Annotated in this window: 25 protein-coding genes; 1 reads left to right on the top strand and 24 read right to left on the bottom strand. The window is 52.2% G+C overall.

What is annotated here, in order from left to right; genetic code table 11:
- From sigG to FH749_00415, 24 genes are all read right to left on the bottom strand, one after another.
- Positions 1-780, bottom strand: coding sequence for an RNA polymerase sporulation sigma factor SigG (sigG, locus tag FH749_00530; protein MTI93962.1), 780 nt, complete (start codon positions 778-780; stop codon positions 1-3).
- Between the two features lie 87 nt (positions 781-867).
- Positions 868-1,746, bottom strand: coding sequence for a peptide chain release factor N(5)-glutamine methyltransferase (gene prmC / locus FH749_00525; GenBank protein ID MTI93961.1), 879 nt, complete (start codon positions 1,744-1,746; stop codon positions 868-870).
- Positions 1,743-2,813 (bottom strand): peptide chain release factor 1, encoded by a 1,071-nt coding sequence (prfA, locus tag FH749_00520; protein ID MTI93960.1) that lies wholly within the window; start codon positions 2,811-2,813, stop codon positions 1,743-1,745. The genes prmC and prfA overlap by 4 nt, the downstream gene beginning before the upstream one ends.
- Before the next feature lie 18 nt (positions 2,814-2,831).
- Positions 2,832-3,716: a DUF1385 domain-containing protein gene (locus FH749_00515; GenBank protein ID MTI93959.1), complete on the bottom strand. Its 885-nt coding sequence runs from the start codon at positions 3,714-3,716 to the stop codon at positions 2,832-2,834.
- Positions 3,717-3,732: 16 nt separating this feature from the next.
- Complete coding sequence (locus tag FH749_00510; protein ID MTI93958.1) at positions 3,733-4,320, bottom strand: thymidine kinase; 588 nt, start codon at positions 4,318-4,320, stop codon at positions 3,733-3,735.
- Between the two features lie 134 nt (positions 4,321-4,454).
- Positions 4,455-5,438, bottom strand: coding sequence for a M23 family metallopeptidase (locus FH749_00505; GenBank protein MTI93957.1), 984 nt, complete (start codon positions 5,436-5,438; stop codon positions 4,455-4,457).
- 75 nt (positions 5,439-5,513) lie between these two features.
- Positions 5,514-6,515, bottom strand: coding sequence for a sodium:calcium antiporter (locus FH749_00500; GenBank protein MTI93956.1), 1,002 nt, complete (start codon positions 6,513-6,515; stop codon positions 5,514-5,516).
- Positions 6,516-6,590: 75 nt separating this feature from the next.
- A complete protein-coding gene (gene glpX / locus FH749_00495; GenBank protein MTI93955.1) occupies positions 6,591-7,568 on the bottom strand; it encodes a class II fructose-bisphosphatase in 978 nt (325 codons plus the stop codon).
- A gap of 103 nt (positions 7,569-7,671) precedes the next feature.
- Entirely contained in the window at positions 7,672-8,316 is a 645-nt protein-coding gene (gene fsa / locus FH749_00490; protein ID MTI93954.1) for a fructose-6-phosphate aldolase, read from the bottom strand.
- An 11-nt stretch (positions 8,317-8,327) separates the two neighbouring features.
- Positions 8,328-9,185: a class II fructose-1,6-bisphosphate aldolase gene (locus FH749_00485; GenBank protein MTI93953.1), complete on the bottom strand. Its 858-nt coding sequence runs from the start codon at positions 9,183-9,185 to the stop codon at positions 8,328-8,330.
- 2 nt (positions 9,186-9,187) lie between these two features.
- Complete coding sequence (locus FH749_00480; GenBank protein ID MTI93952.1) at positions 9,188-10,006, bottom strand: 3-keto-5-aminohexanoate cleavage protein; 819 nt, start codon at positions 10,004-10,006, stop codon at positions 9,188-9,190.
- 1 nt (position 10,007) lies between these two features.
- On the bottom strand, positions 10,008-10,394 hold the full coding sequence (locus tag FH749_00475; GenBank protein MTI93951.1) for a 3-aminobutyryl-CoA ammonia lyase: 387 nt from the start codon (positions 10,392-10,394) through the stop codon (positions 10,008-10,010).
- A 31-nt stretch (positions 10,395-10,425) separates the two neighbouring features.
- Entirely contained in the window at positions 10,426-10,812 is a 387-nt protein-coding gene (locus FH749_00470) for a response regulator (protein MTI93950.1), read from the bottom strand.
- A 95-nt stretch (positions 10,813-10,907) separates the two neighbouring features.
- The gene (locus FH749_00465; GenBank protein ID MTI93949.1) at positions 10,908-12,509 is read right to left on the bottom strand and encodes a CTP synthase; all 1,602 of its coding nucleotides are present in this window, start codon (positions 12,507-12,509) and stop codon (positions 10,908-10,910) included.
- Positions 12,510-12,647: 138 nt separating this feature from the next.
- Positions 12,648-13,394: a hypothetical protein gene (locus tag FH749_00460; protein ID MTI93948.1), complete on the bottom strand. Its 747-nt coding sequence runs from the start codon at positions 13,392-13,394 to the stop codon at positions 12,648-12,650.
- On the bottom strand, positions 13,395-14,948 hold the full coding sequence (locus FH749_00455; GenBank protein ID MTI93947.1) for a D-lysine 5,6-aminomutase subunit alpha: 1,554 nt from the start codon (positions 14,946-14,948) through the stop codon (positions 13,395-13,397).
- On the bottom strand, positions 14,935-16,584 hold the full coding sequence (locus FH749_00450) for a hypothetical protein (GenBank protein MTI93946.1): 1,650 nt from the start codon (positions 16,582-16,584) through the stop codon (positions 14,935-14,937). The genes FH749_00455 and FH749_00450 overlap by 14 nt, the downstream gene beginning before the upstream one ends.
- A complete protein-coding gene (locus FH749_00445; GenBank protein MTI93945.1) occupies positions 16,565-17,602 on the bottom strand; it encodes a hypothetical protein in 1,038 nt (345 codons plus the stop codon). The genes FH749_00450 and FH749_00445 overlap by 20 nt, the downstream gene beginning before the upstream one ends.
- Complete coding sequence (gene ablA / locus FH749_00440; GenBank protein ID MTI93944.1) at positions 17,599-18,837, bottom strand: lysine 2,3-aminomutase; 1,239 nt, start codon at positions 18,835-18,837, stop codon at positions 17,599-17,601. The genes FH749_00445 and ablA overlap by 4 nt, the downstream gene beginning before the upstream one ends.
- An 11-nt stretch (positions 18,838-18,848) precedes the next feature.
- Positions 18,849-19,889 carry a zinc-binding dehydrogenase gene (locus FH749_00435; GenBank protein MTI93943.1) on the bottom strand — a complete coding sequence of 347 codons (1,041 nt, stop codon included), beginning with the start codon at positions 19,887-19,889 and terminating at the stop codon, positions 18,849-18,851.
- 10 nt (positions 19,890-19,899) lie between these two features.
- Positions 19,900-21,300, bottom strand: coding sequence for a PAS domain S-box protein (locus tag FH749_00430; protein MTI93942.1), 1,401 nt, complete (start codon positions 21,298-21,300; stop codon positions 19,900-19,902).
- A gap of 69 nt (positions 21,301-21,369) precedes the next feature.
- A complete protein-coding gene (gene speB, locus FH749_00425; GenBank protein ID MTI93941.1) occupies positions 21,370-22,236 on the bottom strand; it encodes an agmatinase in 867 nt (288 codons plus the stop codon).
- Entirely contained in the window at positions 22,236-23,069 is an 834-nt protein-coding gene (speE, locus tag FH749_00420) for a polyamine aminopropyltransferase (GenBank protein MTI93940.1), read from the bottom strand. Before speE ends, speB begins: the two co-directional genes overlap by 1 nt.
- A gap of 11 nt (positions 23,070-23,080) precedes the next feature.
- Positions 23,081-23,539, bottom strand: coding sequence for an arginine decarboxylase, pyruvoyl-dependent (locus tag FH749_00415; protein ID MTI93939.1), 459 nt, complete (start codon positions 23,537-23,539; stop codon positions 23,081-23,083).
- A 138-nt stretch (positions 23,540-23,677) separates the two neighbouring features.
- On the opposite strand from FH749_00415, the gene FH749_00410 reads away from it, so the two are divergent.
- Positions 23,678-25,906, top strand: coding sequence for a hypothetical protein (locus FH749_00410; GenBank protein MTI93938.1), 2,229 nt, complete (start codon positions 23,678-23,680; stop codon positions 25,904-25,906).
- The last annotated feature ends 100 nt before the right edge of the window (positions 25,907-26,006 follow it).

Genomic DNA, 26,006 nt, shown 5'->3' with positions numbered 1-26,006 from the left:
TTATATCCCCATATATTCTTTGATAAATTTAAGGGCGCCTTTTTCCAAACGTGAGACCTGAGCCTGGGAAATATTGATTGCTTTTGCCACCTGCACCTGGGTCATGCCGACAAAAAACCGCTTATGCAGGATATCTTTTTCCCTGGGGGAGAGTCGTTCCAAGGCCTCTTTAAGCAATATTCTCTGCATCCAGCTATTGTCATCGCAGCTGGTATCGGATATTTGGTCCATCAAAAACACCGGATCGGTGCTGTCACTATAGACAGAATCATGCAAGGAGAGCGGATCAAAATTGGCATCGAGGGCCTGTACCACTTCTTCTGGTTCCATTTCCAAAGTGGCGGCGATTTCATCAATTGTCGGTTCCCGCCCCAGAGCTTTGGCCAGTTGCTCCCTGGCCTGCAGGGCCTTATGAGCGGTACGCCGAAGCGAGCGACTGACACGAATGGGATTATTGTCCCGGAGGTAACGCCGAATCTCGCCAAGAATCATCGGCACCGCATAGGTAGAGAATCGTACTCCCACATTGGCGTCAAAATTGTCAACTGCCTTAACCAGGCCAACGCAGCCCACCTGAAACAGATCATCAATGTTCTCGCCGCGATTGTGAAACTGCTTAAGCACGCTCAAAACCAAGCGCAGATTGCCTTGAATAATCTTTTGGCGCGCTTCTTTGCTGCCTTTTTGAAACTCTGTAAACAGCGCTTCCATTTCCTTGGCCGGTAATACTTTAAGATCATATGTGTCTACACCGCTGACAGTGACCCGTTTATTTAACATCTGCAATCCCTCCCGGGAAAATTTTTCCTTTGCCCAGTAGTATTGCCATGTATTAACTGTTTTTAAACATAAAAAAACCCGCCTGGATTAAAAAACAGACGGGTTTGTTTTAGCGGCCCATACTATTCGGTCGTGGCCAGCCAAATCCTTGACCACCCGGGGACAGGCGAATCCAGCCTGAACAAAGACACGCTTTACTCTCCGGGCCTGATTATGGCCAATCTCTACCAACACTATTCCCCTGGGCCGGAGTAGTTCTGGCACAGCCGCCAGCAAGCGCCGGTAAAATTTAAGACCGTCTGGTCCGGCAGCCAAGGCCGAACCGGGTTCAAACCCTCTCACTCCAACCGGCAGGCGGCGATAATCCCTTTGCGAAACATAGGGAAGGTTTGCAACAAGACAGTGTAGCTTGCCACGCAAGTGTTTTAACGGGGCGCTCAAATTTCCACGGTAGAAAAGAACTCTTTCGGCCACCTCTAGGTTGCGGGCATTTTCTGCCGCAACTTGCAGCGCATCCCGGGAAATATCTACAGCGTGCAAATTGCTGCCGGGCAGCATTGCTGTCAAACTAAGCCCAATGGCGCCGCTGCCGGTACCGATATCAGCCAAAAGCAGTTTCTGGCCCGGGAACCTCTGCACAAGTTCCCGGTGTGCCAACTCCACCAAGATTTCGGACTCGGGCCTGGGAATTAAAACCGACCGGTTGACCTTAAATATCCAATGCATGAACTCCCGGTTTCCGGTTATGTAGCTCAGGGGCATTTGGGCGGCACGCTTAAATACCGCCAATTTAAACCTGGCCTTCTCATCATCCGTTAGAATCCGTTGGTCATCAACCATCAGTTTGAGCACAGGGGTTTTAAGCACATGGGCCAGGATTAATTGGGCTTCGCGGTATGGAGCGGGAATATTAGCTGTTTTAAGCAAAGCGCTGGCATCAGCCAGCGCCCTTTTAATTGTCCTCATTCGGTTTCCGCCAGGCGTGCCACCTGGTCCGCCGTGGTCAGAGCGTCGATAATCTCCTGAAGATTTCCGGCCAGAACCTCGTTCAGTTTATGAACAGTCAGGTTGATGCGATGATCTGTTACCCGGCTCTGGGGGAAATTATACGTGCGAATGCGCTCGCTGCGGTCACCGGTTCCTACTTGGGATTTGCGGGCCTGGGCCAGTTCCGCATGCTGCTCCGACTGATATTTGTCAAGCAGTCGGGCCCTGAGCACACGCATTGCTTTATCCCGGTTCTTTAACTGAGACTTTTCATCCTGGCACGAGACCACGATTCCGGTCGGCATATGGGTTATACGAACAGCGGACTGGGTGGTGTTGACGCTCTGCCCGCCGGGGCCGGTGGCGCAAAAGGTATCCACTCTGATTTCATTTGGATTGACCTCCACCTCTACCTCCTCGGCTTCCGGCAGAACCGCCACCGTCACAGTAGAGGTGTGAATTCGTCCTCCTGATTCTGTGGTGGGTACCCGCTGTACTCTGTGAACACCACTTTCAAACTTGAGTTTACTAAAGGCGCCTTGGCCTTCAATAACAAACACAATTTCTTTAACTCCACCGATATCGGTATAGTGAGAATCAAGAATTTCCGTTTTCCAACCGTTGATCTCGGCGTACCGGGTGTACATTTTGAAAATATCGGCCGCAAATAATGCAGCTTCGCTGCCGCCGGCGCCGCCCCTGATCTCCATAATGACGTTCTTATCGTCATTGGGATCTTTGGGAATCAATAACACCTTCAGCCTCTGCTCCAGATGGGCAAGTTCTTTTTCGGCGGCCTGCGCTTCTTCCTGGGCCAGTTCGGCGAAGTCCGGATCGGGAGAGCCGGATAAAATTTCCCGAGCTTCCTTGAGGGCTTCCTTTTGTTCCTTATATTGACGATAAACCGCTACCGTTTCGGCCAGCGAAGCATGCTCTTTGGAAAGTTTCTGCCATTCCTGCTGATTGTTGTTGATGAGTTCAGGATCGGATAATTCCTTTTCCAAACGCAGGTAGCGCTGTTCGAGACTCTCTAATTTGTCCAGCATATGCTACACCTCTTATAATTACTCGATTGTGTCGGGCTTATTATACCGCCCAACACTCTCAGGGTCAATAACAGTCTCCAGTGCTGCCAGCGCTACTTCGACCTGAGTCGCATCCGGCTCCCGGGTAGTGAGCCGCTGCATCATAAGCCCCGGAGCTGTCAACGCCCTGACCAGGAAAAAATTGGAGCGCTGACTTAAGCGGATGACTTCAAAGGCCAGGCCAGCCACCAATGGCAAAAGCAGCAAACGCAACAGCACCTTGTAACCCAGAGCTGTTGGTGAAAACACCGCGAAGACCAGAATGCTGATTAACACAACCAAGAGCAAAAAGCTTGTGCCGCAACGGGGATGCAGGCGGGAGCATGCCTGGGCGTGTTCCACGGTCAAATCCTGCCCCTTTTCCCAGCAATGTATCACCTTGTGCTCCGCGCCATGATACTCAAATGTCCGCTGTATGTCCCTGGCCCGGGATATCAAAACTATATACGCGAGAAATAAGCTGATTCGCACCAATCCCTCAAGAAAATTGATTCCTAAACGATTTAACCCCAACCAGTTGGCCGCCGGCGCCGCCAACAGAATTGGCACAACGAAAAACAAACCGATACCGAGAGTCAAGGCCAGAATAACCGTTATTGCCAAATCACGATTGCTGATTTCAGCCTCGGGTTCCAGCAACTGTGCGGAACGGCCAAGACAACCCACTGCCCCCGATAATGAGTCAATAAGTGCCACCACCCCCCTGACCAAAGGCAGTCGAAAAAATCGGGAACGGCTTGAGAGCGGGCGGAGCCGGGTAACCTCCCGATGAATACTTCCATCACTTACACGTACAGCCAGGCTTTGGTGAGTCTTGCTGCGGAGCATTACCCCCTCCAGCACTGCCTGCCCACCAATTGTCATTTTATCTGTAGTCATCTTATTCACCTTCAGCGCTGGGAACATTATGACAACGGCGACACCGGGCTTCGTATGATTCGGACGCACCAACCAGAATCGTGGGCTCGCTGGACAAAGCCGGTTTGCCGTTTAACAGGCGCTGAGTACGATTGGCCGGATTGCCGCATACCAGGCATATCGCCTGCAATTTGTCTACGTATTCTGCGATTGCCATAAGCGCCGGAGTCGGCCCAAAGGGCAAACCGCGAAAATCCATATCGAGACCGGCGACAATAACCCGTATCCCCCGATCCGCCAAGCGTCTGCACACATCGATAAGTCCCATATCAAAAAATTGAATTTCGTCTATCGCAACCACATCTGTATCAGCTTCCACCTGACGCATCAAGACTCCTGAGTCAACAACCGGTATCGCTTCCGTCTGATCACCATTGTGAGACATAACGTTTGCCTTGCTAAACCGGTCGTCAACCATTGGTTTGAATACCTGCACTTTGAGCCGGGCTATCCGGGCCCGTTTTATTCTGCGGATTAATTCTTCACTTTTTCCGCTGTACATGCTGCCGGAAACTACCTCAATCCAGCCCATGTCTTTCATTATATTCATTTCTCCATTCCTCCCAGCGTTGTTAATAACTTATTCTCTGCCAGAAGCGAATTTCCCTGCCCGGGCCGTTTCTCCAGAACATTGAAATAGGGCAACCGAAAAGAGCGGTTGCCCTAAGCTGGACTCAAAAACTATTATCGGGTCAGTAATGGGAGGGGGTCATATTTAACCCCGTCAATTCGCACCTCAAAATGCAGATGCGGGCCCGTCGCATTCCCAGTTGCGCCTACTGTGGCAATCACATCTCCCCTGTCTACCCAATCACCTTTTGCCACCTTAAGTTGCGAGGCATGGGCATAAGCCGTCACAACATGTTCATTATGACGAACCAAAACCAAGCGTCCATAGCTGCCTGACCAGCCGCTATATTCTACAGTTCCGGCAGCAGCTGCCCGAATTGGTGTTCCCGGGCTTTGGGCAATGTCCAGCCCCAAATGGGTCCCCCCCCGGGAACCAAATACCGATGTGATTGTGCCCTTAACCGGCCACATTAATGAAGGGCCGGAGTAACTTGCCATCCCTGAGCGGGATGCCGTGCTACGTGTGACCACAGGGTCAGGAATTTTTGCCCCGGGAACGATTAGGCGCGTGCCGGCCTCAACCTCATCGCCTTCAAGGCCTCCCATGGCATAGAAAATGTCACGGGCGCTAACATCATACTTTTCAGCTACTTCACTTAAATTCACAGCTTCTTCGGCAGTATATAACACCCCGTCCACCGCCGGGAACTCTAACTCTTGTCCCGGATAGATACGATCAGGATTCTTGATATCGTTGCTGGCGCTAATTGTATTTACCGATACATCAAACCGAGCAGCAATTGCGGTCAGGGTATCACCAGGTTCAACTACATAAGACACAGTTTCAACTTTCAGGGTAGTCAACAGGTATTCCCGGTATTCCTCCAACATTTGCGGAGTGAGACAGTCGAGGGAACTGATGTACTCATCAAAATCAATTTCCGCCTCGCTAACGCTGACAGCAGCTATATGACTATCGTTATTCTCAGGTACTTCAGACGGTTCAACGGGCGCAGCGGCGACCGGAGTTACCGTCATCAGTGTCAGAACCAGGGCGGTGGTCAAGACCACAACCCCCTTAGCACTGAGCTTGAACATTTTTTTCACCTCATTTTTGCAATATTCCCAAGCTCAGCCCTTATTATTGCCGTGAATTTACAGTTTATGCAAATCTCAGATTCCGATACCAGATGCAAACAGCAGACCAAGACCGGCGAAATAAAGTACGATGATCGCAATCGCATCAAAACCAAGGTAAAAAATACTTCTGCGAGAGCGATAAATCAGCCCTGTTACGGCTATCGCCATCAGCACTATTGCTAAAAATCCGGTGATTAAATTGTCCTGGGACACGACGGACAACACACTTCCCTCTCGATAAACCAAATCAGTGACTACTATGATAAATATGTTCATTATGTTGGCGCCCATTATATTGCCTATTGCCATATCGTAGGCCCCTAAGCGAACAGCAGTTAAGGTTGTAACCAATTCCGGAAGCGAGGTGGTCACTGCCACCAAAAACGAACCGACAAAAGTCCCTCCCAAAACAGTTACCCGACTTAGTTCATCAGCTGCAATTGCCACCTGACGCCCGGCAATTACAATCATAATGGCGGCAATTGCGAAAACAATTCCTGCCCGGGGCAGTGTGCAATCCCTGTACCGGGCCTCCTCGGTATCATCACTGCCGCCCCGTTTCCGTTCGTAGCGACCAATCAGGCGCAGCCCGCCCAAAAAGACAGCCAGCAACAACAGTGAATCAAAACCAATTCCCAACACAGGAACGGTGAACTCTGCCCCAATCACTATCCCAAGACAAGTCAACCCGATTAAGATGATTCCGACAGCGGCAGAAAGTATATGGCCGCTGCTGACATAATAAAGTACCGGACCCCGGCCCTGAAACAAGTCGACAACTGCAATGATAAATATATTGAACATATTGCTGCCAAAGACATTGCCCAAGGCAATATCCGGATTTCCCAACACCGTTGCCTGGGTGCTGGTAACAATCTCTGGTAATGAAGTGGCAACCGGCAGAAGCAACGCTCCCACCCAGGCGCGTCCTAAACCGGTCTTCTCCGCTATAATATCAGCATTACGAGACAGTTGTGTCGCTGCAATCACAATTAATGCCGCGAAAGACACGAACCGCAACCACAATATAAGCAATTTCCTCTCTCCTTTGTCAATCCACTGCCACTAAGTATATCCTCAAAACTTATTGAAAATCAATCGGGGCAGCTGTCAGCTGCCCCGAAAGTCTAGTTTTGAAAGGTAAGTCTTCTTTGTAAGATTGTGGGTCGCTTCGACATAGCGGATTGTGCCGGTCTGGGAGCGCATAACCAGTGAGTGGGTGGTTGCCGTATCACCGAAAAATCGGACTCCTCGCACCAAATCGCCGTCGGTGATCCCGGTTGCCGCAAAAAAACAATCCTCGCCGCAGACCAAATCATCCATGGTCAGAATCTGCCGGCAATCCTTAATCCCCATACTTTTGATGCGGGCAACCTGCTCATCATCTTCGGGGCAAAGCCGGCCTTGAATTTCGCCGCCCAGCGCTTTCAGGGCCACTGCAGCCAGCACTCCTTCAGGTGCGCCGCCAATTCCCAGTAGCATGTCGACACCAGATCCAGACACAGCCGCGGAGATTGCAGCATTCACATCGCCATCAGAGATTAACTTTACCCGTGCCCCGGCATTCCGTACTGCGTCAATTATCCGCTGATGCCGCGGTCGATCAAGAATAACCACCACCAAGTCACGAATACTCCGATTTAGTGCCCGAGCGACAATCTCAAGGTTCTCCTTGGGGCTGTTGTCGATATGAATTTTCCCTGCCGCAGCAGGGCCAACAGCAATTTTTTCCATATACATGTCAGGGGCATGCAACAAACAGCCCTTGGGCGCAACGGCGATAACAGCAATTGCGTTTGGCAGACCCTTGGCCACTAGATTGGTGCCTTCAACCGGATCAACGGCAACATCTACTTCTGGTCCGCCGCCACCCACCTTTTCTCCAATATACAACATCGGCGCTTCATCGATTTCCCCTTCTCCAATCACCACTGTGCCACTCACCTGCACCGTGTCGAACATCAGGCGCATTGCATCAACAGCCGCGCCATCTGCTTCTTCTTTCAAGCCCAGTCCCATCCACCGGGCCGAAGCCAGGGCCGCAATCTCAGTAACCCGTACCAGTTCCAAAGCGAGTTCTCTCTCCACCAAACCCCTCCTAATTAGCATAACACTTTTACTCTTTATGCTATATTATTCTTCATTTACCTGATTATTTCCTGCAAAAAAAATGCCGGGTTCCCCCGGCAAATTATTTCTGTAGCTTATCCCAGTCGGCTAAAAAACGCTCAATTCCCTTGTCCGTAAGCGGATGTTCAGCCAACTGCAACAAAACTTTATACGGGACGGTAGCGTAATGGGCGCCGGCCCGCGCAGCAGCAGCCACATGCAGCGGGCTGCGAATGCTGGCAGCGATAATCATACTTTCCAAACCATGATAATTATAGACATCGACGATATCGTTTACCAACTCCATGCCGTCAGTGCAAATATCATCGAGGCGACCAACAAAGGGACTTACATAGGTGGCGCCGGCGCGCGCAGCCAACAGCGCCTGATTGATGGAAAAAATCAAAGTAACATTGGTCTTGATACCCTCGCTGCTCAGTGCCTTCGTTGCTCGCAGACCCTCAACAGTCATCGGTATTTTGATAACGATATCCTGGGAAAGCCTGGCGAGCTTGCGGGCTTCTTCAATCATTCCCTGCGCCTCAAGACTAATTACCTCGGCGCTGATCGGCCCCCGCACCACTTGGGTGATTTCCCGGAGCAAAGTTTCAAAATCTTTACCCTCCCGGGCCACCAACGTGGGGTTGGTGGTAACTCCCTCCACTACTCCCAGGTCCCATGCGTCCTTAATTTCTGCAATATTTGCCGTATCGATAAAAAACTTCAAAACCGTACCTCCTAACGGGCTTTGCCGGCGCTGCCGAACAACTGAATTTTTTCTTTTACTACCGACTTCAATTCTTCACGGGCGGGTCCGAGCAACTTACGCGGATCATATTCGTCGGGCTTTTCTGCCAAAACACCTGCAACCGCCCGGGTAAACGCCTGACGCAAATCGGTGTCGATATTTATTTTGCAAATTCCCAGCTCAATTGCCCGCCGGATAGCCGACTCGGGCACCCCAGATGCACCGTGCAGCACCAAGGGAACATCCACCAGGTTGCGAATTGCTTCCAGGCGCTCAAAATCCAATCGTGGTTCACCTTTATACGGACCATGAGCAGTGCCAATCGCCACAGCCAAGGCGTCAACCCCGGTTTCGGCCACGAACTGCCTGGCTTCTTCTGGCACAGTCATCAGGGCATCAGCTTCATCAACGGTAATATCGTCCTCTGTGCCACCAATCTTGCCCAGCTCCGCTTCAATCGAAACCCCAGCTGCGGCGGCAACTTTGGCAACCTCCCGGGTCCGGCTGATATTCTCAGCCAACGGGTATTTGGAACCATCAAACATTACCGAAGAGAAGCCAGCCCGCATACAGCGGACAGCCTGCTCAAAGCTGGTGCCGTGGTCAAGGTGCAGGGCAACAGGGACATTTACCTGTTCCGCGGCTGCGCGCACCATGGCGACAATGTACTCCAAACCAGCATACTTGATTGCCCCTTGGCTTGCCTGCAAAATAACTGGAGACTCCAACTCATTGGCGGCCTCCACAATGCCCTGGACAATCTCCAAATTATTGGTGTTAAAGGCGCCGACAGCATAACTGCCTTTGCGGGCCGCCTGCACTAATGTTGATAAAGGTACCAAACTCAAATTCAGTTCCTCCCTATATTTAGTATTGCCCTGGTCTCTTCCGGAGTAGCCACTTCCCGCTCCAGCTCCCGGGCTATTCTCACCATGCGCTCCACCAATTGACGGTTACCGGTGGCCAGTTCTCCCTTGCGGTAATATATATTGTCTTCCAGTCCTACGCGCACATGCCCACCCATGGCAATTGACATTGCCCCGAGGGGCAATTCAGCCCGCCCGATTCCGGCCACAGTCCATGTACAATCTCTTGGAATCTGGCTGCGAAGAAACATCAAGCTCTCAGGTGTTCCGGGCAATGCTCCGGGAACCCCCAGAACAAAATCGAAATGCAGCGGCATGCTCAACAGACCTTTTTTTACTAAACCCAAAGCGTTGTTGATCATGCCTGCATCAAAGACTTCCACTTCCGGTTTAACGCCCTGCGCTTTTATTGCCTTGGCAAAGGCCTCGATATCTGTAGGTGTATTCATAAACACATCATCTGCGAAATTAACTGTGCCTGTTGAAAGGGTCGCCATATCTGGTCCCCGATAAACTGGTTGAAGACGTTCGCGGGGGGACATGCCGACCGCGCCACCGGTTGAGACTTGAATAATTACATCACATTTTTCCCGTATCGCTTTGATTATCTGTTCGTATGTATCCCCATCTTGGGTAGGGGTGCCATCAGAGTGCCTGGCATGAATGTGCACTATGCTTGCGCCTGCCTGCCAGCAAGCGTAAGCGTCAGCGGCAATTTCCTCCGGGGTATAAGGAACAGCAGGATTATCGGCCCTGGTGGCCTCAGCGCCGGTCAGAGCGGCAGTGATAATCAGCTTGCTCATGTCAAACCTCCTTCCTCTGACGTTCCCGGGGAACAACGCACGTCCCGACAGCCCGAGCCACCAAAACCGGCTCGTTCAGCGTATCCACAGCCGACTCCGCCACGTCCGGGCGGGATGCTAAAATCTTATATGCCTCAAATTCCAGACCGCGACTGGTTCTTCCCTCTCTAGAGAGCCGGGCAGTAACTTCAATAAAATCACCGGCATACACCGGCGCTTTAAACTCTACCAGGTCATAAGCTACAAAAAGTCCTTCATCGCCGTCCCGCTGCACTAGAAGTCCGGTAGCTGCATCGCCAAACAAGGCCAATATTTTGGCGCCTGCCACCAGATTTCCGGCGTAATGGGCGTCGGCATTGCTCATTCGCACCCTCAGTGTAAATTCCATATGTCTCTCCCTCCCACTATTATGTCACAAGCTAGGAGTTATCACCATTTCCTGAGCCGGTGAATTTATCCACAACTGCATGCAAATGTCCCACATCAAATGGTTTCTCCAGAAAGGCTGCGGCACCCATATTAATTAATCGTTGCCCAAGGTCCTTCTGACCCTGGGCCGTAATCATAACTACCGGCGGCGGAGCGGGAAGCTCAAGGATTGCCTTGAGGGCTTCAACGCCGTCCATCCTCGGCATTTTCAGGTCCAGCAGCACTAAGCTAACCTCTCCGGCTCGGATAACCTCCAAGACTTCCTGACCGGTGGCGGCCTCGGAATAGTGAAACCTGTCAACTCCCAAAAGCTCCATCAACAAGCGTCTGACGCCCTGCTGATCATCAGCAATCAAGACATGTTTCCTGGCAACCATTTTGCTCCCCCTTCTCTTTGCCGAGCAATATCTGGATTCAAGTAGAATTTCGACAAATGAACGGTTGTTCCTGCACACTTTCGAACGAAAGGGAATTATTGTCTGGGCAGGGAAGCACAGGCGGCGACAAAACTCACAAAGAGCGGATGCGGTCGGTTGGGGCGTGATTTAAACTCGGGATGAAACTGACTGCCAAGATACCAGGGATGGTTAGCTGTTTCAACCACCTCCACCAAGGACTCATCCGGCGACAAGCCACTGAGAATAAGACCGTGGCTGGTCAACAGTTCGGCATATTGGTTGTTAAACTCGTAACGGTGGCGATGCCGTTCATAGATAATCTCTGCTCCGTAAATCTGGCGAAGCAGACTGTCTGATTTGGTTTTACACGGGTAGAGGCCTAAACGCATTGTACCGCCCTTTTCCTCAATCTGCGCTTGCTCTTCCATGAGGGCGATAACCGGGTGCCGGGTTTGAGAAAATTCACTGCTGTGGGCATCAACTAAACCGGCCACAGAGCGGGCATATTCCATAACCATACACTGCATCCCCAGGCAGATACCAAATAGCGGGATCCCTTTGGTTCTAGCAAACCGGCAGGCATTTATCTTGCCCTCGATGCCCCGGTCTCCAAACCCGCCGGGCACAATCACCCCCTGGACATCACCCAGCAATTCTTCCGGCGGCTGGGTTTCCAAATCCTCGGAATGCACCCACTTAATATCTATCTCGGTGCCATTAGCGATTCCACCATGACACAAGGCCTCGGCCACACTCAAATAAGCATCATGCAGGGCCACATATTTACCCACCAAAGCGATTCGGGTCACCGTCTTGCGGTTCCTTGCCCTTTCTACCAGTCGAGTCCACTCAGATAAATCCGGCTGGACAGCCGGAATTTGCAGCTGTCTGCAAACAATATCAGCCATTCCTTGCTTTTCCAGCATCAGGGGCACGTCATATATATGGTTCACATCGGTATTTTCAATCACGCCTTCTTTATCGATATCACAGAACAAGGCTATCTTCGCCTTAATATCATCAGTAAGCGGCAAGTGGGTGCGGCAAACGATAACATTGGGCTGAATCCCGATGCTGCGCAACTCCTTAACACTGTGCTGTGTGGGCTTTGTCTTTAGTTCGCCCGACTTATCCAACCAGGGTATTAAGGTTACATGGATGTACATAACTGAATCACGCCCGATATCGCTGCGAAGCTGTCGGATTGCCTCTAAGAAGGGCAGGCTTTCGATATCGCCGACGGTGCCGCCAATTTCGGTTATGACCACATCAGCGTTTTTCTCCGTACCCGCACGCTGGATCTGATGCTTGATTTCATTAGTGATATGGGGTATAACCTGGACCGTATTCCCCAAATAATCGCCCCGGCGTTCTTTTTGAATCACCGACCAGTAAACTTTGCCGGTTGTTATATTGCTGGTCTTGGAGAGGTTGACGTCGATAAAGCGCTCATAATGTCCAAGATCCAGGTCGGTCTCCGCACCATCATCGGTCACAAAAACCTCACCATGCTGATAGGGACTCATGGTGCCTGGATCTACATTAATATAGGGATCAAACTTTTGTATAATTACCCGGAGCCCCCGGGCTTTAAGCAACCGACCTAATGAGGCCGCGGTTATACCCTTACCCAATGATGAAACAACACCGCCGGTAACAAATATGTACTTGGCCACTTAAACTTACCTCCTGTGATTTTCTCCCTCCCATTCTAACCCTTTTTGCCTTTACAGGCAAACAAAATGGATACGTTTACTCTAATGGCCAAAGGTCGGGGGCGCCACCTAGCACCCCCGCGTCAAAGCACATTTGCGTTATGTCCGGTTTCTATCTGCCAACTCCCGGGCAATGAAGGTCGCCACTTGATTTGGTGTGGTACCCGGCCCAAACCCGGCATCATAGCCCAGCTCCAATGCCAATTGGTGGGTGATCCGAGGACCGCCAGCCACAAGCACAACTTTTTGGCGGATGCCCTCTGCTTCCAAAAGCTCCACAAGTTGGGTGAGGTTAGGCAGATGGACATCCCGCTGCGTAACAACCTGGGAAACAAGAATTGCGTCGGCCTCTTTGCGAATCGCTTCGGCAACCAAAGTTGTATTGGGCACCTGACTGCCAAGATTCCAGGCATTTATCCAGGGGTAACGTTCCAAGCCATATTCCTGGTTATAGCCCTTCATGTTCATTATCGCGTCGATTCCTACTGTGTGGGCGTCAGTACCAGTGCAGGCAGCAACCACGTTGATTTTACGCCCGAGTTTGTCACGGATAAAATCATTGACCGCATAGTAACTCATGGTGTCCACTTCCAACTGGGTCACGGTAACGGTGCTCATGTCTATGCTGTGCTGGGTGCGGCCATAAACAACGAAGAAAGAAAATCCCGTGCCCACATCGGCCATGTGCGCCACTTCCACCGGCGAAAAGCCCATTTTTTCCACTAACCGTCGCGCGGCTTCCCTAGCCTGGGGACCCGCTTGCAGCGGCAAAGTAAATGACAATTGAACGGCGCCATCATCCATGGCATCACCGTAAGGTTTAATTATCTGTCTGTTATCGACCATTTACTTCACCCCCTGGTTATTCATTAGGGTTAAAAACGGATTTTGATACCCTTCCGCCTTAAGCACTACACCCTTCAAGCCCTTGCCGCCATCCCGGGGGCGTTGCACATCGGCGAACATACCCCGCTCTAAAGCTGCAAATAACCCGATACCAGCCACTTCCTCCAGCATCAGCATTGCCCGTTCCAGGACATCCCGGGCTCTGGTCTCAATTATCCCCCCCGGCTTAATCTGCAACTCGGACCCAAGACCGCGAGCGTTGTTCATTATATAGCGGGCGCCGTCCAGAGCCAAATAGCGATCTTGCATGTAGGGAGTATGAATTGCTTCGGTGAGCATGCCAAGGAGGTGGATGCCCTGCCCTGTTAATACGGACGCCAGATTGAACATCGAGTTTTGGCCATAGCCTTTAAAAATATCGCCAGTCATGTGCTTGGTGGGCGGCATATATTTCAAGGGCGCCTCCGGAAACAGTTCCCGGGCCAGCAGGGCATGGGCAAGTTCCAGTAAAAAGCCGTCCTCGCAGTCCGGGTTAATCTCGAAAGCATGCCCCAAACCCATCTGCCAGGGTGCAAGGCCTGCCGCCAACGCCAACTGCTCATTGATAAACTGAGACGCTGTGACAGTATGGGCCTCTTCGATTGCATCCGCGGTTGTCAGATAATTATCCTCACCGGTATTGATTATTATCCCGGCAAAGCCGTTTATCACCCGGGAAAAATGTTGGTCAATCAGGGTCCGTTGCATATTTATATCCCGGAACAAAATACCGTAGAGGGCGTCGTTTAGCATCATATCCAAGCGCTCCAAAGCGCCCAGGGCTGCAATCTCCGGCATACACAGGCCCGAACAGTAATTAACCAGCAGTACATAGCGCCCTGCCTTATCCCCCGCCTCATCGAGGGCAGCCCGCATTATCCGGAAATTCTCCTGGGTTGCCCAAGTGCCGCCAAACCCTTCCCTGGTGGCGCCGTCGGGCACATAATCCAGAAGGCTTTGCCCAGTGGTACGGATAACGGCCACAATATCGGCTCCCTGTTCAACAGCGCTCTTGGCTTGAACCACGTCCTGATATATGTCGCCTGTGGCCACTATCACATATAGTAAGGGCTTGGGCCCAGTGCCAAGTTCTTTTAACTTTGTCTCCCTGTGCCGGCGGGCAGATGTTATCTGCTCTAACGCCGGTCCAGCAAGCTCCTTCATCACCGGCCGCAGCTCGGAAGGCGGCGTCTGGGGCAAGCGCAGCCAGTCAAGTTCGCCGGCGGCAACCTGCCGGGCCACCTCCTGGGGTGACAGTTTCGTGTGCTTACAGGCATTTGCCAACCAATATGCGGACCCCATTCCCAATTGCCCGGCTGCCTCCAAATCCTCCACCAGCAGGTTGGCGAGCGGGACGTCACCGGCGGCCTCGTTAATCCCAAACAATCGTAAGACCGTGCGTTCCACGGCTGTAGTGGTCCTGGGTTCAATAAAATCCCTGACATCAGCAGTAATCCGCTGGGCAGCGTCGCGACAACGCTCCACCACTGTTGGATCCAGTTCAAGTTTCAAAATTGGTCACCTCCTGAAGTTCTACACCCAATTCCCGGGCAGCGGAGTCAATAATCTCCTTATCTAATCCCAGAAAGGCCGCAACTTTTAAAGCATCCCGGGGTACTTGGCCGCTTCCCGGGACAAGCGAATAGTCCATCAGTTCCTGGACACTTTTATTCTCCTTGAGAGCGGCATTAAGTTCAGCGGGCGTTAACGCGGCCAGCCCGGCAACCTGAAACAGGTTGACATCGCCGGCCACTCGCGGCTGGTAGTGGGTGGACACAACCACCAGGCTGTTCCCAGTCCGCAGCCAATCCACCAAAGCACCGACAATTGCCGTTCCTTCCGCCGGATTTGTCCCGCGAGCGGGCTCGTCCAACAACATCAGACCCCGCTCCTGATAGCGGGGAAGAATTCCCGCCAGGCTATAGACCTCGGCGCCAAAAGTACTCAGCCCCTGCTCCGGACTGGCATCTTGTTGCGAATAATACACAAATCCCCGCAATGAAAATACCAGCTTATCCGCCGGCACCAACAATCCTAGCTGGGCCATGGCCACTGCCAACCCTGCCGACTTAAGACTGACAGACTTACCGCCCATATTGGCGCCGGTAATAAGTGTTACCTTGGTTGATAAATCTATGTCCACGGGCTGAAATTCCAAACCCTGATGCTGTAGATAGTTGGCAATGGCGGGATGAGTAAATCCCCGGAGCTCAATATGATTATCTTTGCTCAAGATTGGCTCTGTCCATCCCGTTTCCCGTGCCAGGCGAATCTTGGCGAAAAGCAAGTCAATACTGCCCAAGCGTCGGCAAACCGCCAACAGCTGCCTTTGGTAACGAGCGACCTCCTTGCTAAGACGAAGGCGCACCGCCAGTTCTTCCTGCTGAATACCGGTCTCCAGTTCCGCCAATTCCCCGCTTATGGTTAACATCAAACCGCTTTCCCGCAAACGAAACTCAACATCTGTAAAGCCCTCGGCAGCAAGGATAAGGTCGTCGCGTTGACGCAGCTCTTCCAGCAATTTTCCTTCCAACTTACTGACGCGAACCACACCCATAAAGTTGAACTCTACGCCGGTTTCAGCGCTGATCGCCGCCTGGGCTCTGCGCCGAAGACGATTAAGCCTGCTCTGCAATTTCCGCTGTCTTGCCCGTAACTCGGCCAATTCGGGTAAATATTGATCAGACAAATAAAACCCCTGCTCAGATTGTTCGCCAACAGATAATAACGCCGCCAATGTGCTGAAATCCAACAATTCAAGCCGTGGAGGCAAATTGGTCAGCAGATTGAGCTTTTGGGCCAGGCTGGCAACCCGGGACAACCACTGCTTAAACTCAAAGAGTTCAAACTCCTCTAAGGCCATGCCCCGGGCGCTCTTGCCAACCAACCCCCTGATTTCACGAAGTTGATGGATGTCCATCTCCACTGCCTTTACCAACGACGGCTTCTGTTGGCAATCCTCTAGGGTTCGGCGGACAAGCGCCCATTCTTCCTGGAGCTGGCGTTCCTGCCCAGGTCCGTAGGGACGCAGACGCCGACGCAGATGGTCGCCATAACAACTTAGAGTTTGGAAGCGCTGCCAAATCCACGCCAGCCCTATTTGCTCAGCGGTACGATTATCAACAAAATCATCATACCAGATTGCCGGCACCTCCCCCCGCCACTGGATTAAAAACAGGTATATCCTCCAACAATTGCTGCAGCATCGCTTCAAGCTCACCGATCGGGAATTGTCTGCCCCGGGGGTCGACAGGGTTTACTGTGATTGCCGCCAGATGAATTGGGCTCAGCACCCTGACCTCTCCCCCAGCGCGACGGAAACGCTGCCATACAGCAGCAGACACAAACAAACAGGTCCCGTCCCGAACAACAATCTGAAGGCCTTTATAACGACGGGCAGGTTCGACCAAGAGCTCCAATAATTCATCCGCCAGGGCCCCTCCCAGACCTAAAGTTATCTCCGGGCCGGTAATAAAATCGAGAACCTCCGCTGGTCCATCCACTGCCGTAGACAGTGGCAGCACCTTCAGGCCGTCAGCGCCCCAGACCGCCACCTCGCCGTTTTGCACAGATTCAGCCAGCAGCGACGGACAATCCGCCTTGGGGAGGGTCAATAACTCTACTTGATGGGCAGTGACTGCCGCCACAACATGGGGCGTATTTGCCACCGCTGCCCCGGTGGCTAGCACCGTGGCCCGACTTAAGGCGGGGGCAGAAGCCGCCCGCCGGTCCAAGGCGCCATCCACCAACACCAAATCAGCACGCTTGGCCAGGGCAGCCACGATCTGCCGCAAATCAGCGGTCCGCTCTGGTCCGCTGACCTCAACCGTGCCAGCTCTTCGCACACTGGCTATGACGATTTCACCCAAGGGATTGGTCACGCCTGTGTTCTCCAGGATTTCCAGACCGGCCCCTACCCGGTTCAGGCTGTCCCGGGATGTTGCCAGCACCGACCCTGTCGGCAACTGGATGCTGGGCTTTGGCAAGTTGCTCACCACATCTAAAACCTCGCCATCGCGACCCGTGGAGGTCAGGCCAACCCTGAGTCCTTCCCGAGCTGCAGAATCCAGCAAATAATTTATCGTCGTGGTCTTTCCGGTGTTTTTACCCATGCCAACTACAGCCACAGTGCCCAGATTCCGGATTCGTGAAAAAAGGGTTTGCTTCACTTGCGCCGTTTCCCGCGCTCCAATTCCGCGGGCTCCAGGCTGACGCCCTCACCAGCTAGCAATCCGGAGACTCCCAGCCTGGGCGTACAGTACTCACAATCGCTGCAATCCGGTGACTGGTAGTGCGAGGGCTGGGCATAGGTGGCGACGACGCCCTCGTAGTTGCGCAAGACCACCCGCTCCGGAGATTGAGATATCAGATACTGGGGCATAACCGGAATCTTGCCGCCGCCACCAGGGGCATCCACCACATAGGTGGGAACCGCGTAACCGGAAGTGTGCCCCCGCAGCCCTTCGATAATTTCAATACCCTTGCTGACACTGGTCCGGAAATGCTCTATCCCTTTGGAAAGGTCACATTGATATATATAGTAAGGACGCACCCGGTTTCTGACCAGCCCGTGCACCAATGCCTTCATCACGCCTACACAATCATTGACCCCCCGCAGCAACACCGATTGATTGCCCAATGGAATGCCGGCATCTGCCAACCTGGCCAGGGCGCCGCGGGCTTCCGGTGTTAACTCCTTGGGATGATTGAAATGGGTATTAATCCAAATCGGATGATACTTCCTGAGCATAGCGACTAACTCCGGTGTTATTCGCTGCGGCATTACCACAGGCACTCTGGTGCCAATCCGGATTACCTCCACATGCTCAATTTTCCGTAGCCGCTGTATAATATTTTCTAAATGCGCATCGGAAATCAAAAGACCGTCGCCGCCGGAAATCAGTACGTCGCGGACCTGTGGCGTGTTTTTAATATATTCCAGCGCCTGCTCCACCCTTTCTCCCGGCATCGCTTTATCGGTGGCGCCTGCCAATCGGCGGCGCGTACAATGTCGACAGTACATCGAACATTGATCTGTGACCAGCAACAACACCCTGTCCGGATAGCGATGGGTCAGTCCCGGGACCGGTGAATCAACATCTTCCGCCAGAGGGTCAGCCATATCAGTAACAGCCATGTTTAATTCCCTGGCCACCGGCACAGCCTGCCGGCGAATTGGACAGGTGGGATCGACCTCATCCATCAAACTGGCGTAATAGGGTGTGATTGCCATCCGCAAAGTTTCAAGACACCGGCGGATTCCCTGCTCTTCTTCATCTGTAAGTTGAACGACCTGTTTAAGCGTTTCAACATCTGTAATACGATTCTGAAGCTGCCAATGCCAATCGTGCCACTGCTCCTCACTGACTCCGCTGTAAAGGGGAATTTCTTGGTAAGTTCGCATCGTCTTCCTCCTTAGGCATATACCGCCGTAAAAATATCCCGCAGCGCCTGGTTCTCCCGTAGACAGTTAAGGGCTATCTCCGCGTGTCCCCTGGCATAGCCGTTACCAATCAACATCTGTATATCCTTGCCAACGCCTTCCGCCCCGAGGGCAGCGGCGGTAAAACTGGTGGCCATGCTAAAGAAATATACCGTGCCCGTTTCCCGACAACATAAAATCGAGCTCATCTCAGTTCCGGGAATATCTACGCAATTTATCACCACATCGGCCATGCGGCCATCGGTGGCAGTCTCAACCTGGTTCATCGTTTCCACTGCCTTAGTAGCGTCGGCCTGGAGCACAATATCTGCGTAACCGGTACTTTTAACCCGCTCAAGGCCGGATTCCGAGAGCTCCAGCCCAATTACACGCCCCTGGCTGCCGGCCTGCTTGCGGGCCTCGTGCATACACAACAACCCCGACTTGCCGCCAGCACCGATGACAGCCACTGTCTGCCCCGGTTGAACCAATCGCCTGGTTTGGGCTGGTGCTCCCGCCACATCCAGCACTGCCAGCGCCAGTCGCTCCGGCATATCTTCGGGCAGTACCGCATAAATGCCACTGGCAAAAAGAATTGCCTGCCCGTCGATGTCCACCTGGCAGGTCTCTGGGCGCACCGCCTTAATTCTATCAATATGCAGCGGAGTCAGCGACAATGAGACCAGGGTAGCGATGCGTTGGCCCGGCGCCAGTTCGTTCCCGTTCTTGGGACCAATTGCGGCGACAGTCCCTATCAACATCCCCCCCGACCCAGTTACCGGGTTGTGTTGTTTGCCCCTTTGGGCAACTGTGTCTACTATAATCTTGCCAATCTGCTGAGGGTCTCCCTGGGCCTGTTCACTGATCTGCCGGAAACTGGCGGCGTCTATGTTTAGGGTTTCCACGTTGATTAGCAGTTCAGATGCGTACAAATCCATTGTGTTGTCCAGCTTCCACGCAGGCTGGGGCAAGCTGCCCAGAGGTTCTAGACTACGATGGGTTCCATAACGGCAACCTGTCTTGACCACAGACATTCACTCTCCCTTAATTGTTGTTACCATTTATATTGCAAGTATTATGCCAGCCCAACCTCTTCAATTTTCGTTGCAATGTCTGCCTGGGGATTGCCAATAATGATGCCGCCACTGAGATATTATGTCCGCTGGCCTGCATGGCCTCGCTAATCATTTCTGCTTCGCGACGGGCCAACTCCTTGCGCAATCCACGCTGCTGATTGCGCAAGAGGTATTCGGGAAGATCGCTGGTCTGCACTTGTCCTGTGCCTCGAAAGTGCAGTATGCCCTCCAGCAGGTTCGCCAATTCGCGAATATTTCCGGGCCAGGCATAGCTTTTGAAAATTCGCATTACCTCCGGACTGACACCAAGCACCTTGGTGCCCAATTTTTTGTTCAATCTCGTTAGCAAGTAACGGATTAGCAACGGCATGTCCTCAAGACGCTTCCGCAGCGGCGGCAACTCCAAACGCACCACATTAAGCCGATAATACAGGTCAGGCCGCAGCTTCCCCTGTTGCACAAGCTCAGCCGGTTCAGAAGACAGTGCGGCAATAATTCGCACATCCACCTGCCGGGTGCGATTATCGCCAAGGCGTCTCAATTCCCCCCGCTCCAACACACGCAGCAGTTTAGCCTGCAAGGGCAGCGCCATCGCATGTAGTTCATCCAAAAACAAAGTTCCTCTATTAGCAAGCTCGAACAAACCTGCCCGATTATCGGCGCCGGTAAAACTGCCTCGGACGCTGCCAAAAAGAATCCCTTCCAGCAGCCCCTCGGGCAGGGCGGCACAATTCTGGGCCACAAAGGGTTTGGTTTGGCGCTGGCCGTGGTTATGAATTGCCTGCACAAGTAACTCTTTACCAGAACCGGTCTCACCAACAACCAACACGGGGGAATTGGTATGGGCTGCCTGGGCAGCCCGCTTTAATACCTGGGCCAGACTTGAACTTTCTCCGACTATATCGGCAAAAGTGTACCTGGCGCCGGTTGGCCCCGCAGAGGACTGTTCAGCAATGGTATACAGGCGACGGCGCAAGTCCACAACCTGCTCAGACAGCTTTTGAATTTGAGTAATATCTCGGGCTATTTCCACAGCCCCCAACAGTTCACCCCTGTGCCCAAAAACGGGCAGGGTCGTGTTGATTGTGGTGATTTCTGCCCCGCGCATATTAGTATAAGTCTGCTGCAGGTCAAATATTGGGCGCCGGGATACCAGCACTTTTAGCAAAGTGCTGGTATCCCGGCTCAAAGAGGGAAATACATCCAGGACATGCCGTCCCAAAACTGCTTCTGCTTCAAGACCGTCCATCCTGGAGGCACTGGTATTATAACAGCGAGTAATACCCTCTCCGTCAACCAAATGAATGCCCTCATCACTTTGCTGCAATATTACCTGTAATAAAGCTTCAAAAAGCTTATTCACAATCAGCCACACCCCGCATAATTTTTTGCCCCCATCCGCCCGTTTACGGGCACCTGGGGTAAAGTAAAAGCAACCTCAAGGTTGCTTACCATACAACAACAGCGCCTCCCGCACAATTTTTGCGGCGAGAGCAGCTGTAATCCCAGAGGGATCATAGGCAGGCGCCAGCTCAACAAGGTCAAAACCAATTATCTCCCGACTGGCAAGAATTTGCAGTCCTGCGAACAATTCCGTTGGCGTAATGCCCCCACTCTCGGGCGTACCGGTGCCAGGCGCAAACCCAGGATCAACAACATCGATGTCCAAGGTAATATACACTGGCCCCTGGATCTCTTCAATCACTCTCCGCAATGGCTCAGCAAAAGCGAAGGGATAAAATTCTGTTTCTTCCTGAGCCCGCCGATGTTCCGCCTGGGTAGCCGAACGCACCCCAAACTGAAACACCCGCCCAATTGCTAACTCTTTAAGGGCAGCCCCAATGACTGTAGCGTGGGAATACTCCTCGTCCATATATTCGTTACGCAAGTCAGCATGGGCATCTATATGCACCACTGTAAGTCCCGGCCAGCGCCTGCTGCACGCCTTCAGACACGGGTATGAAACCAAATGATCCCCTCCCAGCACAAAGGGCATCCGGTTGTTATCAATTATTTTAATGACTGCCTGCTCAATAAGCTCCAATGAGCGGGACACATTGCCATAGGGCAAATGCAAATCACCGGCATCAAAAAATCGTAAATCATCCAAATTCCTTGCCAGCTGCAAGCTATACTCCTCGAGATTATAAGAAACTTGACGGATCGCCTCGGGCCCAAACCGGGAGCCGGGACGAAAACTGGCTGAATAATCCATCGGAGCGCCCAATAACACATTAGGCGCATCTTCATCATTGACTGCGCCAATAAATGTCCGGCCGGGCCAGGTATCGATTCCCCATTTCATCACTGCTTACCCAGCAGCTCCCGGACGAAGAGCGGCAATTCAAAGCTTGCTTTATGCAATTCCGGAGTATAGTATTTAACAGCTAAATCGGGCGCAGGTTGACGCATTAGGCAGCCCGGCTGGTACTTTTTGGAGGCCATTGTAAAACTCCAAAGCCCGCTGGGGTATGTGGGGATACTTGCCAGATAGGTCGCCGCCTGCCCAAAAACGCTTCTCATTCCTGTGGCTGCCCGTAGCAAAATGTCCTGATTATAGAACGGCGATTCTGTTTGGGCAACCATCAGTCCGTCAGGCTTGAGCGCGTCGAAAACCGATTGATAAAAATCCTGGCTGAAAAGCCCTATCGCGGGTCCCACCGGTTCTGTTGAATCAACCAAGATACAGTCAAACTCGTTGTGACGCTGCTTGAGGTAACTGATTCCGTCCACCACCTGAATATCTACCCGGTGATCATCCAAGGCGCCGGCGATTTCAGGCAAAAAACGCCTGGTGCTCTCAATTACTTCGCCATCAATCTCGGCCAAAACAGCCCGCTCCACTTGGGTATGCTTGAGCACCTCCCGGATGGCGCCGCCATCACCGCCCCCAATTACCAAGACCTGCTTAGGCTCGGGATGGGCGAATAACGGGACATGGGCAATCATTTCATGGTAAACAAATTCATCGGCTAAACAAGTCTGAACCATGCCGTCCAAAACAAGCATGCGCCCAAAGGGCTCCGTATCAATTACTGCCAGCTCCTGAAACTGAGTGCGGGCAGTGTACAGGGTCTCTTTGATTTTGCATGATAACCTAATTTGCGACGTTTGTTCTTCGGTATACCATAGTTCCATCGGATACCCTCCTAATACCAAAGGGGTACCGCCGCAAAAGCGCATCCGGTTTTGTCGACGGCATGTTCACTTGCGGCGATTTTCATCTCTACCAAAGGCAGTTTGCGGGTCTCAAATGCATTCTCCAACATATGGCGAATTTGGGCTTCAGCAAAGGCCCGATCGCCTTTGCCAGCATATTCCATAATCACCCCGAAAGTATCGGCAGTAAATCCGATACCAACGGCAGCGCATATTTTCTCCCCCGGGTTTTCGCTGATCACATAGCCATAAGCTGTGGGCACTAATGAACCGGGCGGAATAAATAAGCCTGAATCAAGCTGAGCTTCCGGGGGCAAAATACTGCTCACTCGAAGTAAATTCACATTGCCGATGCCTGCCGCCAAAAGCGCATTATCAAAGGCGTTCAAAAGGGTTTTGCCTTCGGCGCTGCCAGATACGATTTTAAATTTCTTTGGGGTTGGTAACATTCTAAGTCCTCCTCAATCTATTAAATTATCAATAGCAGCTGTAATTATATAACATCGGGGTTGTTAAGCCAACATCTTTTTATATCTTTGCCCAAACATTGGAATACTACATATAAACTTAGCCTTGGAGTGACTTGAATGGCAGTAAACAAACGCTTGCTTAAAAGGGCTTTCACAGTCGCAGCACTTATGCTGGCGGTCTTTGTTGCCGCAGGCACTATTTACTTCATATATACCTATCAGAGTATTGATTTGGGCCGGGAGCTGGAGCGCCCCTCAATCCTGTTGGACAGGGACGGCAATGAAATCGGCCGGTTTGCCACGGAAATCCGGACAGTGGTAAGCCTTGATGAAATGTCTCCAGACCTGATTAATGCGTTTATTGCCGTGGAGGATTCCCGCTTTTATCAGCACTTTGGCCTAGACGTATGGGGAATCGGACGCGCTCTTTGGCGCAACCTGCAGGGGCGCCGGGTGGTGGAAGGGGGCAGCACGATAACCCAGCAGCTTGCAAAAAACGAATACTTTATTGACACAACCGGCGCCGCCCGCACGCTCCAGCGTAAGATTCGCGAAGCCGTTTATGCGATAAAATTGGAACAGACTTTTACAAAAGATGAAATCCTGGAACGCTATATGAATCGTATATACTTTGACCATGGTCGGTTTGGTGTCGAAGCCGCGGCCCAGTATTATTTTGGTAAGTCGGCTTCCGAGTTGAGTTTGGCTGAATCCGCCCTTCTTGCCGGCATCCCCCGGGGACCGGCGCTCTACTCCCTGCGCAGAAATCCGGAACGGTCCAATGAGCGAAAAAACGTAGTCCTGGCCAGGATGGCTGAATATGGCTATATAACTGAAGCAGAACGGGCGGAAGCAGCGGCCATTACTTTGGAAGCTGCGCCCCTTCAGGAAAGAACAATCCGCGCCAACCACTTCCGACAACGGGTAGAAGCGGAAGCCAGGACTGTACTTGCAGAAAGATATCCTGGCTTGGAAGACAAGGAACTGACAAACCTGATCTATAATCAGGGCTTGCAAATAACCACCACACTCTCCCTGCAAATGCAAATTGCCGCCGAGCAAGTGATTACCGAACGTGGGGAGCAACTGCTGGAGCAGGATGAACGGGTGCAGGCAGCCCTTGTTGCTATTGACTCGGAAACAGGTGGCATTGCTGCAATTGTAGAAAGTATTGACCTGACCGGTGATTTTCCGCGGGCCACCCGAAATTACCGCTTGGGTTCCGCATATAAGGGTGTTCTTTATGCTGCCGCCCTGGAAACGGGATATACTGCCGCCACCACTGTTGAATGCCAGCAGACTGAGTTCACCCGTCCAGGTAACGCAACCCCCTATGTTCCCATCGACTGGAACAACCAGTATCACAATCGACCACTACGCATCCGCGAAGCACTTGTTGATTCATGCAATGTCGTCGCAGTAAAAGTGCATCAGGCAATTGGAACCGAAACAATCCATGAAATGGCCAGGCGGCTAAATCCCCAGTTGGGCGATAGAGACTTAGACCAAAACACAGGCAACCTGCAAACACCTCTCAGCCCTACATCTACAATCATGGACCTAACATTGTCATATGTGCCCCTAGGCAATGGCGGTTATAGTGTTACCCCATATACAATTGAGGAGATACGCGACCAAAACGGCCTTGTTCTCTATCAGGCATCCCCACAACGCGAACCGGTGATTGACCCGCGGGTGGCATACATAACAACCAACATGCTCCAGGATGTCAGAGGCGCCGGCGGGCTCCCTTTCGCTACCGCCGGCAAGACCGGGACCAATCAGTCCCCTAACAATCTGGTCTTTGTCGGTTTAACCAGTGATGTTGTAGCCAGCGTGTTCTTTGGGTTTGACTCAAATATTGAAACAACTCTTGGCGATTCTGTAACCATAGCTGCCCCGGCCTGGCGGGAGTTTATCAGCCGTTCCTATCAAGACTCCCCTCCGCCTGGTTTCAGTCGTCCCCCAGGCATTGATGAAGCAATCATCTGCTTGGACAGCGGTCAGCTGGCGACGCCAAACTGCCCGGAGACTCATAACGAGCTGTTTCTGCCGGGAACCGTTCCCACTAGACGCTGCGAAATCCACACAGCGAATATTATCGAGATCTGCACCAGCACATGGTTATTAGCTAACCCCTATTGCCCGGACAACCTGCGACGCCAAGTTCCACGTGACAGCGTCTGGAACCCCACCAACACCTGCTGGTTCCATGGGCCTGACACTCCTGGAGATGGACAGCAGCCACCAGGTGACGGAGAAGAGGATGGCGAAAATGACGATGAGAATGACGAAGGAAATGGCGATGAAGAAAATGACCTGGATAATAACAATGAAAACGATTAGTTGGGCATACTATTCTTGACTAAAGACTGGAGGGTGAAACAATGATCCTGAAACGACTGCGCAGTGCCTTTAATGGCGAAAACGAGCGACATCGCGATTC

This window comes from Bacillota bacterium (genome assembly GCA_009711825.1).
Lineage (GTDB): Bacteria > Bacillota > Proteinivoracia > UBA4975 > VEMY01 > VEMY01.
The sequence above is the reverse complement of the archived record's forward strand: the minus strand, read 5'-3'. Positions and strand labels throughout refer to the sequence as shown.

Coding starts and splice junctions, on each gene's coding strand:
- FH749_00475 (MTI93951.1), bottom strand. CDS start 10,394: ATGGAATTTACACTGAGGGTGCGAATGAGCAATGCCGACGCCCATTAC.
- FH749_00410 (MTI93938.1), top strand. CDS start 23,678: ATGGCAGTAAACAAACGCTTGCTTAAAAGGGCTTTCACAGTCGCAGCA.
- prfA (MTI93960.1), bottom strand. CDS start 2,813: ATGCTGGACAAATTAGAGAGTCTCGAACAGCGCTACCTGCGTTTGGAA.
- speE (MTI93940.1), bottom strand. CDS start 23,069: ATGGAACTATGGTATACCGAAGAACAAACGTCGCAAATTAGGTTATCA.
- FH749_00415 (MTI93939.1), bottom strand. CDS start 23,539: ATGTTACCAACCCCAAAGAAATTTAAAATCGTATCTGGCAGCGCCGAA.
- sigG (MTI93962.1), bottom strand. CDS start 780: ATGTTAAATAAACGGGTCACTGTCAGCGGTGTAGACACATATGATCTT.
- ablA (MTI93944.1), bottom strand. CDS start 18,837: ATGCGAACTTACCAAGAAATTCCCCTTTACAGCGGAGTCAGTGAGGAG.
- FH749_00435 (MTI93943.1), bottom strand. CDS start 19,889: ATGTCTGTGGTCAAGACAGGTTGCCGTTATGGAACCCATCGTAGTCTA.
- prmC (MTI93961.1), bottom strand. CDS start 1,746: ATGAGGACAATTAAAAGGGCGCTGGCTGATGCCAGCGCTTTGCTTAAA.
- FH749_00470 (MTI93950.1), bottom strand. CDS start 10,812: ATGGTTGCCAGGAAACATGTCTTGATTGCTGATGATCAGCAGGGCGTC.
- speB (MTI93941.1), bottom strand. CDS start 22,236: ATGAAATGGGGAATCGATACCTGGCCCGGCCGGACATTTATTGGCGCA.
- FH749_00460 (MTI93948.1), bottom strand. CDS start 13,394: ATGGTCGATAACAGACAGATAATTAAACCTTACGGTGATGCCATGGAT.
- FH749_00505 (MTI93957.1), bottom strand. CDS start 5,438: ATGTTCAAGCTCAGTGCTAAGGGGGTTGTGGTCTTGACCACCGCCCTG.
- FH749_00480 (MTI93952.1), bottom strand. CDS start 10,006: ATGAGCAAGCTGATTATCACTGCCGCTCTGACCGGCGCTGAGGCCACC.
- FH749_00510 (MTI93958.1), bottom strand. CDS start 4,320: ATGAATATAATGAAAGACATGGGCTGGATTGAGGTAGTTTCCGGCAGC.
- FH749_00515 (MTI93959.1), bottom strand. CDS start 3,716: ATGACAATTGGTGGGCAGGCAGTGCTGGAGGGGGTAATGCTCCGCAGC.